This is a genomic window from Paenibacillus barengoltzii NBRC 101215, assembly GCF_004000745.1.
Classification (GTDB): Bacteria; Bacillota; Bacilli; order Paenibacillales; family Paenibacillaceae; genus Fontibacillus; species Fontibacillus barengoltzii.
The window spans coordinates 39,879-53,731 of record NZ_BILV01000043.1 but is presented as its reverse complement, the minus strand read 5'-3'; the positions used below and the strand labels follow the sequence as shown (position 1 = coordinate 53,731).

The 13,853-nt window shown below is 52.4% G+C and carries 10 protein-coding genes; 7 read left to right on the top strand and 3 right to left on the bottom strand.

Features of this window, described 5'->3' with window-relative positions:
• Together PBA01S_RS13275 and PBA01S_RS13270 are read left to right on the top strand one after the other, a co-directional pair.
• A partial coding sequence (locus PBA01S_RS13275) for a methyl-accepting chemotaxis protein (RefSeq protein WP_164744157.1) occupies positions 1-1,694 on the top strand: 1,694 nt, incomplete at its 5' end.
• Positions 1,695-1,832: 138 nt separating this feature from the next.
• Positions 1,833-2,255, top strand: a complete 423-nt coding sequence (locus tag PBA01S_RS13270) for an NUDIX domain-containing protein (protein WP_085170803.1) — start codon at positions 1,833-1,835, stop codon at positions 2,253-2,255.
• A 74-nt stretch (positions 2,256-2,329) separates the two neighbouring features.
• On the opposite strand, the gene PBA01S_RS13265 is transcribed toward PBA01S_RS13270, so the two are convergent.
• The 3 genes from PBA01S_RS13265 to PBA01S_RS13255 form a co-directional block, all read right to left on the bottom strand.
• Positions 2,330-3,535, bottom strand: a complete 1,206-nt coding sequence (locus PBA01S_RS13265) for an MFS transporter (RefSeq protein WP_127576153.1) — start codon at positions 3,533-3,535, stop codon at positions 2,330-2,332.
• A 95-nt stretch (positions 3,536-3,630) separates the two neighbouring features.
• The gene (locus tag PBA01S_RS13260) at positions 3,631-4,548 is read right to left on the bottom strand and encodes an aldo/keto reductase (protein WP_028538701.1); all 918 of its coding nucleotides are present in this window, start codon (positions 4,546-4,548) and stop codon (positions 3,631-3,633) included.
• A 235-nt stretch (positions 4,549-4,783) separates the two neighbouring features.
• Entirely contained in the window at positions 4,784-5,128 is a 345-nt protein-coding gene (locus PBA01S_RS13255) for an iron-sulfur cluster biosynthesis family protein (RefSeq protein WP_036644899.1), read from the bottom strand.
• A gap of 104 nt (positions 5,129-5,232) precedes the next feature.
• On the opposite strand from PBA01S_RS13255, the gene PBA01S_RS13250 reads away from it, so the two are divergent.
• The 5 genes from PBA01S_RS13250 (at position 5,233) to PBA01S_RS13230 (ending at position 13,709) form a co-directional block, all read left to right on the top strand.
• Positions 5,233-5,376: a hypothetical protein gene (locus PBA01S_RS13250; RefSeq protein WP_174844486.1), complete on the top strand. Its 144-nt coding sequence runs from the start codon at positions 5,233-5,235 to the stop codon at positions 5,374-5,376.
• A 121-nt stretch (positions 5,377-5,497) separates the two neighbouring features.
• The gene (locus tag PBA01S_RS13245) at positions 5,498-6,556 is read left to right on the top strand and encodes an NAD(P)/FAD-dependent oxidoreductase (protein ID WP_127576152.1); all 1,059 of its coding nucleotides are present in this window, start codon (positions 5,498-5,500) and stop codon (positions 6,554-6,556) included.
• Between the two features lie 174 nt (positions 6,557-6,730).
• The gene (locus PBA01S_RS13240) at positions 6,731-11,737 is read left to right on the top strand and encodes a S8 family serine peptidase (protein ID WP_164744156.1); all 5,007 of its coding nucleotides are present in this window, start codon (positions 6,731-6,733) and stop codon (positions 11,735-11,737) included.
• A gap of 96 nt (positions 11,738-11,833) precedes the next feature.
• Positions 11,834-12,181, top strand: coding sequence for a hypothetical protein (locus PBA01S_RS13235; protein ID WP_255315355.1), 348 nt, complete (start codon positions 11,834-11,836; stop codon positions 12,179-12,181).
• Positions 12,182-12,422: 241 nt separating this feature from the next.
• Positions 12,423-13,709, top strand: coding sequence for an alpha-L-fucosidase (locus PBA01S_RS13230; protein WP_028538705.1), 1,287 nt, complete (start codon positions 12,423-12,425; stop codon positions 13,707-13,709).
• The last annotated feature ends 144 nt before the right edge of the window (positions 13,710-13,853 follow it).

Sequence of the window (13,853 nt, the reverse complement as noted above, 5' to 3'; positions counted from 1 at the left end):
CTAAGAGATTCAGGTTCCATTCGCTAACCGGCAAAATGCTTGGAATGATTGTGCTGCTTATGACGATTTGTGCCGTTTCTTTCACACTGGTGTCCTATTACGAGGTCCAACGATCCATGACCAGTCAGATGAAGAGCGACGGGACTACCCTGGTGACGAATATTAAACGCGAAATTATCAGCAATGAAATGTTGGATATGGAGCAGCTGCAGAAGATGTTCCAAATCATCATGGAGGAAGGCAACGGGAACCTCGTTTATGTCTCTCTTTTTGATCCCCAAGGGAATTTGATCGTATCGGATAACAGTCAACTTCCAGGGAAGTCCGCAAAGGAAGTAGACGCTGTCACTTCTGCCTCGGTCACGAAGTCAGACGTGGATTTGACCACCATTGTTGCGAACCAAGAGACAACGGGCAAAATGCTAAAGATGGCCAGCGGTGAGAAGGTTTATAATATTTCGACCGAATTTACCTATAACCAGGAGCTTTCCGGCGCATTAAATGTGGGGATTTCGCTGGAAAGCATGAACGAGCAAATCCGCGACGCGTTGATCGAAACCATCGGCATTTCGCTTTTGATTATGCTGCTCGCGATTGTCTTGGGCCTATTTATGGGACATCGGATGATCCGTCCGATTACGATGATGTCCAAATGTATCAAACGATATGCCGCAGGGGATTTTACCGAAGAATTTCACCATCATAGTCAGGATGAAATCGGCAAAATGGCCGAGGATCTAGCCCATATGCGCAGCAAGCTGGGCGGGATGATGGAGAACATCCAGCTCCGTGCCGGCCAAGTCACCCATGGTTCGCAGCAGCTCTCGTTGATGATTGGGGAGAGCTCACAGGCGGCGAAGGAGATTTCAACGGCGACGAATGCGCTGGCGACAGGATCCAGCGATCTTGCGGTGAATGCGCAGGAGGGGTTTGAGCGATTGCATAGCTTGGCTGAAGAGATTCTTGCCCTGACCGCGCGGGCAGATCAGATGAAGGCAAGTATTGAAGAGACGCAGGAAGCCAACCAAACCACGCTGAACAGCATGAAACTATTGCAGAAGGCGATCCGTGAAAACGCCGAAGTCAGCGTGAACATCGAGGAGCAGGTGAACGACCTGAGCGACAAATCGCAGTCGATCACCCAGGTGACGACCGTGATTAAGGCGGTTGCCGAGCAAACACACTTATTGGCGCTGAACGCTATGATCGAAAGTGCAAGGGCTGGCGAACAAGGTCGGGGCTTTGCGGTAGTGGCGGAGCAAATTCGCAAGCTGGCGGAACAAACGACAGGTTCGGTGCAGGGGATCGAGGAGATGGTGCGGGACGTGGCTGCTGCGGTTGAGAAGACCCGGGAGTATATGCACCAGGGGACCGAAGTCATTACTCGGACGAGCGAGGTGTCGCGGGAGACGGGACAAGCGTTCCGGCAAATCGATCAGACGATCCATCAGATGATTGCAGGCATGCAAGAGCTGATCGAAGGCATCACGCAAGTAAACAGCGACAAAAACGAAGTGATCGGCACCATCGAAAACATCTCCTCCATCGCCCAGGAATCTACGGCATCGACTGAGGAAATCTCGGCTTCTACCGAAGAGCAACTCGCCAGCATGGAGCAGGTGTCCGCTTCGGCCGTCGAGATGAAAGAGATCGCCGACGATTTGCATCGGATGGTGGGACAATTTAAGTTCTAAGTTGATAGCCACCAAGAACACCCCGTTTCTCTCAATTTTTTCGGAGGAACGGGGTGTTTTTTCTTCCGCTTCAGATATTTTGCTTTATAATAGAACCCAGGCAATGGCTTGAACGATGACATGAGAGGTGGAGGGTGGATGAAGACGACAGAGCTGGCTGTTCCCCGATTAGGGGTGGGCGCGGTCATTCGGAATGATCGGGGAGAGATTCTGATGGTGCTGCGTAATCGGGAGCCGGAAAAGGACACTTGGAGCATCCCCGGCGGCAAAATCGATATCTATGAGACGATGGAGCACGGCGTTGTGCGGGAAATCAAAGAAGAGGTGAACCTCGACATCGCAGTCATTGGGGTACTGTGTACGGCAGAGACGATCCGACCGGAAAAGGCAGAGCATTGGGTCTCGGTGATTTACGAAGCGGAGATTGTTGGCGGCGAGCTGCGGAATATGGAGGAAGGGGGCGCGATCGGGGCGATCGACTGGTTCCCGCTCCATCGCTTGCCGGACAAGCTGGCTAGTTTCACAACGGCTGCGGTTGCGGCGTTAAGGCAACAGAAGTAGGCGGGGAATAAGAAAAAGGGGAGACCTGTTCCATCAGCGTGGATATCGGTCTCCCCTTTCGTTGGAACGAGCAATCATCCGCGTTTGGCCAATGACAGGCGAAGCTCGCGCCGCAGCCCGCGCACCTGCGCGTACACGGCGACGAGCTGCGTCAACAGGCCGGCGATGCATACACCGGTCCAGCCGAAATGCGCATAGCTGAACGAGCCGATCCCGGAGCCCAGAGCTCCGCCGATGAAATACGATACCATATAGATCGTATTGATACGGTTGCGGTACTCGTCGCTGATGGCGTGGATGCGGGCCTGGTTGGAGATCTGTGTCGACTGGACACCAAGGTCGAGCAGAATGACGCCGACAACCAAGCCCGCCAAGGTGTAGCCGAAGCCGAGCATGCAGGCGTAGGCGAGGATCACCGCGCCCATGCCGATGGCGATGGTGAAGCGCGGGCTGCGCCGATCGGCCATCCGCCCGGCGACCGGCGCAGCCATGGCCCCGACGACGCCGATCAGGCCGAACAGACCGGCCGCGTCAGGGCCAAGACCGAAGCGCGGTTCGGCCAGCAGAAATGACAGCGTCGTCCAAAACACGCTGAAGGCGGCGAACATCATGCCGCCGTTCAGCGCCGCTTCGCGCAGCAGCGGCAAATCTTTAATGAGTGACGCCATCGAGCGGAACAAATCCCCATACCCGGCTGTGGTCGCGGACGGGGACTTGGGCAGGCGGAACGCTAAGAAGAAGGCCAGAAGGATCATGAGGCCGGAGGCGATGAAATAAACAGCCGGCCAGCCGAGATATTCGCCCACCAGCCCGCTGAACGTCCGGGAGATGAGAATCCCGATCAGCAGTCCGCTCATGACGGTGCCGATGATCCGGCCGCGCTCCTTCGGGTCGGCCAGTTGTGCAGCGAGGGGCACGATCAGCTGAGGGACGATGGAAGTGAAGCCCACAGCGAACGAGGCGATGCTCAGGATGAGGCTGTTCCAGGCAAAGGCCAGAAACAGAAGGGCGCCAGCGGAGCAGACGAGCATGAACAGGATCAGCTTTTTTTTCTCACGGATATCGGCCAGCGGCAGGATCATCAGCATCCCAAGGGCATAACCGACTTGCGTCAGGGTAGCCGCGTACCCCACCTGGGATTGCGTAACACCAAACGAGCCGGCAATCTCTGCCAGCAGCGGTTGAATGTAATAGAGATTCGCCACTGCGATGCCGGCGGTGACCGCCATGATCAATACTAGAAACCGGCTCAGACGAATCGGCGTGCTATCGGCAGGCATCTTGTTTCGGCCCCTCCTTTCGACAAATTGGGCAAAAAAACAACCTAAGTCCTGTGGAAACGGGGCTTAGGTTGTTTCGCTTATGGACTCTAAGCTTATGGCAAAATGTTCCCTGCCGCACGGTAAATTTCGTACCATTCTTCACGGGTCAAGCGGACGTCGCTGGCTTTGATGCAGTCTTTCAAGCGGTCGATGTTCATCGTACCGATGACCGGTTGCATTTGGGCCGGATGACGCAGCAGCCACGCGATGGCGATCGTCGTATTGGTCACACCGTATTTCGCGGCGATTTCGTCAATTTTTTGGTTCAGCTCAGGGAACTTCTCGTTGCCGAGGAAGACGCCCTCAAAGAAACCGTATTGGAACGGCGACCACGGTTGAATCGTGATATCGTTCAAGCGGCAGAAGTCCAGTACGCTGCCGTCACGGTTAATCGCGGCTTCGTTTTCCATATTTACGTTAATGCCCGCCGAGATCATCGTGGTGTTCGTGATGCTCAGCTGCAGCTGATTGGCGACAATCGGCTGTTTCACGTATTTTTGCAGCAGTTGGATTTGCATAGGGTTCTGGTTGGATACGCCGAAATGACGTACTTTACCCGAGCTATGTAACTGGTCGAACGCCTCAGCAACCTCCTCAGGTTCTACCAAGGCATCCGGACGGTGCAACAGCAGAACGTCCAGATAATCGGTTCTCAGACGCTTCAGAATGCCGTCAACCGACGACAAAATATGCTCTTTTGAGAAGTCAAAGAACCCTTGGCGAATGCCGCACTTCGATTGCAGGATAATTTTCTCCCGAATCTCCGGGTTCATATGAATTGCATCGGCGAAGATCTCCTCACAGGAGCCGCCGCCGTAGATATCCGCGTGGTCAAAAAAGTTAGCGCCTTCTTCCAGCGCGGTTTGAACGAAACGTTCCGCTCCGGCTTTGTCCAGCGAATTAATTCGCATGCAGCCGACAGCGATGACAGGGACTTCCAGTGTACTCGTACCAAGCTTGATCGTCTTCATGAATCGGATCCTCCTCTATGAATAGGAATAGATGATGTATTCACCCGGGCCGGATAAGTAAAAAAATCAATTCAAATCCAGTTCTACCCCTGGCGCCTGGATGCCCCCATCATTGTGACACAGAAGATCGACGGATTCAAGAGCCGGCAGACGCTTGAATGAAAAACAACCCCAAAAGGCTGCCGGATCATGCTCCGGCAGCCGTAAGCGGAAAGGAAGGGAAGCCCCTGACCGTTTAGCGAAGGGCTTCGCTGGTAGCAGCAACGCGTTTGTCTTTCAGCACGACGTTGTTGCTGTACAACATCGAGTCGCTGCTCAAACGGTAAGTTGGGTAATTCTCATGGGCAAACAAGCGTAAGACGTCATCAAACAAAATTTCTTGCTGGCGATCCACCAAAAAGGTGAAGCCGCCCGATTCAAATGCGATATCAGTAGGAAGCGGCTCGCTGACCAAATGCAGCGAATAAACGCCGGCTGCGCTGCACCCTTCCGATTCGCCAACCAGCTTGAAGTACCCCGGCTGGCCGCCTAGGCTTTGCGCAAGTTTTTCTTTCGTCAGGTTCGTCATGTCTACTCTCATTCGACACACATCCTTTAGCCTCTATTTATATTTAGTAAAATTAAATTTCCTACAATTTATTTATAAACAATTTAATGAAAGATGTCAAGTGGGGGAAAGATCACTTGTACGCCGAAGACCTGAGCGAAAGTATGCAGCTGATGGAATGGGTTTGGCAACGGGATGACAGAGCACTGCGGAACCTTGGACGCTACGAATATTTTATTCGCGGCAGCGAGGCGCGGGCGGGAAAGGATTCGCTTTTTTAGAGAAAAAAGCAAAAAAATTTAGATAATAATGATTTTCATTCTCAATTAGATATGATATGATGGTTCCATCCAAGTAGATCATTTACTTTGTTTACGTGATAAAAAAGGAGAGGTAACGACGATGGAACCAACCGTATATGATGTCACGATTATCGGAGGCGGCCCTGCCGGGTTGTATTCGGCCTTTTATAGCGGCTTGCGCGAGATGAAGACGAAGCTGATCGAGTATCAGCCTTTTCTTGGCGGCAAAGTGAATGTGTATCCGGAGAAAATGATTTGGGACGTCGGCGGCCTGACGCCGGTCACTGGAGAACAGCTGATCCAGCAATTGATCGAGCAGGGAATGACGTTCCAACCGGAAGTTGTGCTAGGTGAAAAGGTGACTTCGATTTCTCGGGGCGAGGATCGCATTTTTACATTGCATACTGCATCGGGAGCCAAACACTACTCCAAAACGATCATCCTGGCCATCGGCGGCGGGATTCTGAAGCCCACGAAGCTCGACATCGAAGGGGCGGAACGATTCGAAGTGACGAATCTCCACTATACGGTGAAATCGCTGGGCCGGTTCAAAGGCAAAACCGTGCTGATCTCCGGCGGCGGGAATACCGCGATCGATTGGGCGAACGAGCTGGCTCCGATTGCGAAGAAGGTCTATCTGACGTACCGAAAAGAAACGCTGAAAGGCCACGAGGCTGAGGTGACGAAGCTGATGAAGAACGATGTGGCTTGCCTGTTGAACACGTCGATCGTGAAATTGACCGGCGCCAAGGGCGGAGATTCCATCCGCAGCGTATGGATTCAAAACCATGAGGACGGCTCCATCGTCGAGCTGGAAGTGGATGAGGTGGTGGTCAGCCACGGGTATGAACGGGATAAGGCGCTGCTGGAAAACAGTGAAGTCAAGATCGAAATGGCGAACGAGTACGGCGTAAAAGGAACGGCCATGAGTGAAACCACGGTGGAGGGGATTTTTGCTGCGGGGGATATTTTGTCTTATGAAGGCAAGCTGCATCTGATCGCCGGGGCTTTTCAGGATGCGGCGAACGCTGTGAACCGAGCCAAACAGTACATCAACCCGGAGGCAGAGGCATATGGAATGGTCTCCTCGCATAATGATCTGTTCATTGAAAAAAATCGGGAGCTGAAGAAGCAACTGTTTGCGACAATGGCAGAATAACCGAATCTACTACATATGGATGCGCTTACCTGAATTGGGTAGGTGTATTTTTTTAACCTTTTTATGCTTGTATGCCATATAAATGGGAATATATCGAACCCTCACCCAATAGATATAAAGTCAGCAGCTTGTATAGGCTCCTTGGAAACTATGAACGGTGAGGGAGATGAGAGTTTGAGCAAGAAAGTCGTTGCAGGAATCTTAAGCTTCCTCCTCGCATTTAGTCTGCTTCTGCCGATGGCAGGAGCCGAAGGCGACGCTTTGGCGGGAGCCGATGCAAGGAGGGACGGCGTTCCTCGGCTGAATCAGGACGTCGTGACGCAGGAAGTGCTGCGTAAGCAAGTATCGGACGTTCAGCTGAAAGGCAGAGAGCAACGGGAGGTTTTGGGCCAAGCCTCTCCCGCAGGCAATAAGTTGCAGCTGGAACGCCAGAACGCCGAAGCGGCTGCGGTTCAACCGCAAAACTTCGTTCCGCTTACGGACGGCAGCGAGTTAACGACGGTGATCGTCGAGCTGCAGGAAGCGCCGTTAAAGGTGTTCGAGGCTACGCAGAGCAAAATGAAAACAAGCCAATCGCTGAGTTCCCATAGGAAAGCGATCGATTTGCAGCAGCAAACGTTTAAAACGCAAGCGATTGGTAAATTGAAGGCCAAAATTAAGCGCGAATACGAAAATATTTTTAACGGGTATTCGTTAACACTTCCGGCCAATGAGATCGAAAACCTGCTCAAGCTTCCGGGAGTGAAGGCCGTTTATCCTAACGAAACGGTCTATGCCACGGAGGAGAATGCGTCTCCAACTGCGCCGATGGACAGCGTGACGTTTATCGGCAGCGATAACTTCTGGGCCGAAGGAAATGAAGGTCAGGGGATTAAAGTGGGCGTTATCGATACCGGCGTAGCGAAGGACCATCCCGATTTGGCGGATGCGATTCCGGAAGGGTATTGGGGTTATGACTTTGTGAACGATGATAACGAGCCCTACGAAACAACCAAGCAGGATTATTTGGATGCACGTAAGCAGGATCCTTCGTTACCTGAGTTTGATGAAGATGGCAGAGCTTACTATACCTCGCACGGCAGCCACGTCTCGGGGATTGTCGCCGGTCGCGGCGTAGGCCTAGACGAACTCGCGGGGACCAAAGGGGTTGCACCTGAGGCTGAAGTTTATGCCTATAAAGTGTTAGGTCCATACGGCAGCGGTTCGACGGAGAATGTGATTGCCGGGATCGAGCGTGCGGTCGTGGATGGCATGGACGTCATCAACCTGTCGCTGGGCTCCAACACGAATAACCAGCGCTCCGCTGATTCCATTGCGGTGAACAATGCGGTGAAAGCCGGCGTTGTGGCGGTGGTATCCAGTGGTAACTCCGGACCGGGAGACGCCACTGTGACCGATCCGGGCAGCTCGGAGCTGGCGATTACAGTCGGCGCATCCAAGCCGCCGCTGATCACGCCGATCATGCGGATCCCAGAGATGGGCGGAGAAGGCTTCTTCATGGACACGTTTGATAAATCCGCCGGGATTGAGGATTTGACCGAGTCTTATCCGTTGGTGGATGTAGGACTTGGGAAAGCCGAAGATTATGTTGGTAAGGATTTGACCGGGAAAATTGCTTTTATCAAACGCGGTGACATTTCCTTTGCGGAAAAAGCGCTCAACGCCCAAGGCGCGGGTGCGGCGGCCGCGATTGTGTTCAATAATGCGCCGGAAGCATTGGAAAGCGGGACGTTGGGAGGCGCCGACGTTCAAATCCCCGTATATGCCCTTTCTGGAGCATATGGGAACCGAATTCTTGACGCGCTGAAAGAACAGGAGCTGTCTGCAGAATTCAGTACGACAGTAGAAGAAGATATTATGGCGGGCTTTAGCTCGCGTGGACCGGCCAAACCGGGGTATGACCTTAAACCGGACATCTCCGCGCCAGGGATGGGCATTGTCTCCAGCGTGCCGGAGTATGAAGGTTGGTATGCCGCCCAGAACGGCACCAGTATGGCCGCACCGCATATTGCAGGTGCAGTCGCTCTCGTGCTGCAAAAGTATCCAAACCTGACACCTTACGAAGTAAAGTCCTTATTGATGAATAATACCGTCAAACTCAGCGATCGGAACGGTGACCGATATACTCATATGGATCAAGGAGCCGGACGGGTCGCGCTGGATCAGGTTTTGGAGGCCAAAGCAGTAGCGATGGTGGAGGATTCGACATCGAACGTGGATGGGGATCTCCCGGAAACCTTTTACTCGGGCAGCCTGTCGTTTGGATATGTTGGCAACGGTTATTCTGCCAAACAGCAGGTGATCGTGAAGGACATCGTTGGGGGGTCCTCGACCTACACGGTCAGCTCGCAGTGGTATAGCAATTCGCCGATTGACCTGACCTTGTCTGCGGCTGAGGTTGCGGTCAGCGCTGGCGGTGAAACCCGCTTTAACGTGACAGTTGCCGTACCGGAAGAAGCCGCCAACCAGTGGTATGAAGGTGAAGTGATCTTAACTGAAACGGCAACCGGACATGTGATCAACTTGCCGGTATCGGTGTATGTGGGCGATACGCCGCAGATGGATGTAGTGACGGATGTTGGTATGACCAACAACCCGATTTCACCGAATAACGACAGACTTTATGATACCACTGACATCTCGTTTACAGTGAACGAATATGCCGATTATTTCTCGCTGGAAGTCCATGATCTGAACGGAAATTGGCTGGGCGTGATCATTGAAACCGATGAAGGCATTGATCCCGGCAGCTATTCTTTGAGAGGTTGGGACGGAATTATAACTAATGAATATGAGGACGACGTGTTACTTCCTGATGGAGGCTACCTGCTGGTTCCTTATACTGGAACATCCTTATTTGACTCCGTACCATCGGAAGACTCGGCGTATGTCTTCTTCGTCGACACGACGGCACCGGTATCCCAGCTTAGTGATCCGCCTTTGAAAGTGAAAGCTTCCGGTCAAACGGGGGTCATCTCCGGCGAAGTGACGGAGGATATGCTGATTAATTATCTCGTGAACTTCGGCGGGCTGGACATGGAGCTTGTGATTGGTGTCGAGGCGTGGTTTGTAGACCCTGAAGGCAATGTTGATTTTCAATTCGGGACGATCGATAACCAAGGCAATTTCAAAATTGAGGTTCCAGTTGTACCAGGGGAAAACTATTACGAGGTCTACGTCTATGATTTGGCCGGGAATGGGTACTTCGATCCGGCTCATGTGTTCAACTACAATCACGCAACAGAGCCGGAATTGATCGTCAACACTGAAAATCTGTCGCTGCAAACTGGTCAAAGCGAAGCACTCACCGTAACGTATAAAGCGGCAAACGGTGAAGAAAGCGACGTCACAAGCGAAGCGGACTATACCGTGGAGGATTCCACAATTGCAACGGTTGACCAAGGTCTCGTCACCGGGGTAGCGGAAGGTACGACTACGATTACGGTAACTCATGAAGGACTCTCGAAAACTGTCCAAGTGACTGTAACTGCTGAAACCGGCGAAGAACAACCCGAGCTGCGGGTCAATCCGGAAAGCGTGGATCTTCAAGTAGGCGATAACCAAGCACTCACCGTAACGTATAAAGCGGCAGACGGCGAGGAAAGCGACGTTACAACTGAAGCGAATTATTCGGTGGAGGATTCCACGATCGCAACGGTTGACCAAGGTCTCGTCACCGGGGTAGCGGAAGGTACGACTACGATTACGGTAACGCACGAAGGTCTCACGAAAACTGTTCAAGTGACTGTTATCGCAGAGGGCAGTGAAGAACCAGAACCTGGGGAACCTTCACTGATTGTTACACCAGATCGCCTGACCCTGAAAGTCGGAAACAGCGACCAGTTAAGCGTGACTTATCGGGATGCGGATGGCAATGAAACCACTGTAACCGATGCAGTTTACCAATCGCGTGATCCGCAAATTGCCGATGTTTCAAGCACAGGACTGGTTACGGCCTTGAAACCGGGATCTACCGTGATCGACGTGACTGCCCAAGGCTCCTCGAAGTCCGTCCACGTCACAGTCACCCCTGTCACCCCGCCTAATAATGGCGGCGGAGGCAATGGTGGAGGTAACGGCGGCGGCAGTGGTGGTGGAGGCGGATCCAGCAGCGGCGGTTCCACTTCTACGCCAACTGTTACACCAACAACGACGCCAACTAAACCAGCAATCCCTAAGGATGCCGTAGCCATTAAGGCAGGCGAACCAACGGTAGTGAAGCTGCCTAATGGGTTTACGTTGACGATTCCGGACGGCGCGATCACTTCCCCGGATGCCGCATATGTTCAAGTCACGGCGGCAACGGAGGAGGAGACGAAGAAGCTGCTGGAAAGCTCGAAGTTGCCAGCAGGTGTTCAAGCGTTTGGAATCTATTATGATATCAACGTTTTAACGAAGGACGGGAAGGTGCTGGAAAATATCCAGCTCAGCAAGCCGGCTGAAGCCGCGATCCCGCTTACGGCCTTGAACCCTGGAGCAATGAACGGGTGGAAAATCAGCCTGTTCAAGCTGGGGGATGGCGGAGAACTCACTCCATTCTTCGGTCGATTGAAGGACGGTAACGTGGTTGCGAATCTGTACGGTTTCAGCCGGTACATCTATCTGGCTAAGAACGTCACCTTTGCTGATGTTACCCCAGCGAAGTTTGCGTGGGCGGTGGATGCGATCGAAATTCTGGCATCGAAAGACATTCTTGCTGGATCCATGGATGGCAATTTCCATCCGACCACGCAAGTTACTCGGGCGGAATTCGTATCCATGTTGGTACGTGCACTGGAACTGAAGGCTGATCCAAACGAAGTCAGCGTCATTTCCTTCCAGGACGTTCCTGCCGGAAGCTGGTACGAGGAGGCTGTGAAGATTGCGACATCCAAGGGGCTGATCAGCGGTTATTCCAACGGCACCTTTGCACCGGACCAACCGATTACGCGCGCTGAAATCGCAGTGGTCTTGGCGAAGGCGCTGGAGGTTTTGGGTCAATTGGCAGGGGAAGGCGGAGCAAATTACAGCTTCGTCGACCAAGCTCGCATTCCATCTTGGGCCGCCGAGGCGGTGGGCAAAGTCACAAGCCTTGGTATCATGAACGGCAAATCGGGGAACCGCTTCGAGGCCGAAGCGCCAACGTCTCGCGCTGAAGCAGCCGTCGTGGTATACCGCCTCTTCAAGGACTTTACTAAATAAAAAGATTTGATCGTTCCGCCGTCGGCACGCATGAGGCCGGCGGCGGTTTTCATATACATGAGGGAAGGTTCGATCTCACCGAAGGAGCGTGGACAAGTGGAACAGAAAGTGCGTCGTTATCATGAACTCAAACAGCTGCAGAAAGAAACAGAGCAAGAGCTGACCGCATTACGCAGCGAAATTTTAGAACATTTTCAGGAACAAGGCATTTCGGAACTGGACGTCGGGGAATACCGGGTTAGAACGATCCATCAGGAACGTAAGGAGTACGATGACCGCAAGCTTTACGAAGCGCTTCCCGACCCTGGCGTATGGAGATTGGTTTCCAAAGCGGATGCCCAGAAGATCGCCGGACTCATTAAGCTGAACGTAATCCCTGTGGAAAAGCTGGAAGGGACGTTCTCCATCAAACAAGTTACGTTGGTGCAGGTGGATAAGAAGTAGAAGCATCGGCAAGAATCCCCAAATGTGAGCGCAACACTTGCCAGGGAGCAGCTGACCGCTCGCAGTGTGAATGATATCAAAATGGCAGAGGAAGAAGATGAACGAGGGTGTTCCTTAGGGGAGCCCGCTTTGTTTGCAGGTGATCTTCAAAACGACATATCCGTCGTAAAAACCACATATTTACCCCTCATGCCGCCATCAACTATCGTTAGGAGGAACAAGCATAGAGGGGGAACTGACGATGTTACCATGGTTTGAAGACGCGAAGCTGGGAATCTTTATCCATTACGGGATTTATGCGGTTGACGGTGTTTCTGAATCTTGGTCCTTTCATAACGGCGTGATTTCCTATGAGGACTACATGAAACAGTTGGACGGGTTTACAGCTTCCCGGTTTGATGCCGACCAATGGGCGGAATTGATCGAGAAATCCGGGGCGAAGTACGCGGTGTTGACGACAAAACATCATGACGGCGTCGCGCTGTTTGATACTCAGTATAGCGATTTGAGCGTGGTCAAGCGAACCCCGGCCCAACGTGACATCGTGAAAGAGTATGCTGAAGCGATCAAGAAGCGGGGGATTCGGCTCGGTTTGTACTATTCGCTGATCGACTGGTCGCATCCGGATTATCCTAGCGTGTATCCAGGTGGTGTCGTGCCTGAGGATCTGAGCCAAGTGAATCGTTTCTCGGAACCGCTGGACGGTAACCAGGACGAAGCGAAGTGGCAGAAATTCTTGCAATTTAATCGTCATCAACTGAGCGAACTGTTAACGAAATATGGCAAGGTTGATTTGCTCTGGTTCGACGGGGATTGGGAACGAAGCGCGGAGCAATGGGGATTGCCGGAGTTTAAGGAGTATTTGCTGTCTTTTAACCCCGATCTGATCATCAACTCGCGTCTCGCCGGCTACGGGGATTATAAAACGCCGGAGCAAGGGCTGCCAATCACAAGGCCCGAGGGACCTTGGGAGTTCTGCACGACGATTAACACCTCATGGGGTTATCAACACAAAGATCACAAATATAAATCGTTAAAACAAATCATCCGCATGTTCTGCGATTGCATCTCCATGGGCGGCAACATGTTGTTAAATATCGGTCCCCGCGAGGACGGGACGATCGATCCGAGACAAGCCGACATTCTGCTTGGGCTAGGCGATTGGATTCGCACGCATAAAGAAGCGGTGTACGGAACCGTCGAAGGGATTATGACCCGTTATTGGTTGGGCGGAAGCACATTAACGAAAGATCGCAAGACGTTGTATCTGTTCGTTTACGATGACCCGAAGGAAAGCGTCTGCCTCAAGGGCTTATGTAATTCGATCCAGAAAGTGACCGTGCTCCATTCGGGTAAAGAACTGAAACATGAAATTCATGGCGGGGTGCCTTGGTTTAATATTCCGGGTACGACATGGATTTACTTAACACCGGAAGATTGTCATGAGCATGTTACCGTACTGAAGCTGGAGTTTGCGGAGCCAGTTGAAATGTACGGCGGCTCAGGTGCTGTTGTCACTCATAACTAAGAAAGAGAGGAATAACGATACTTCCATATCTAGTCTATGAAAACGGCCAAACGAAACGGCCGTTTTTTTTGTTGCTCAATTAAACGGGTTTTTCTGAGCAATAAGCTGTAATTTTACAAACTTCACACGGGCAGATGAAACGGG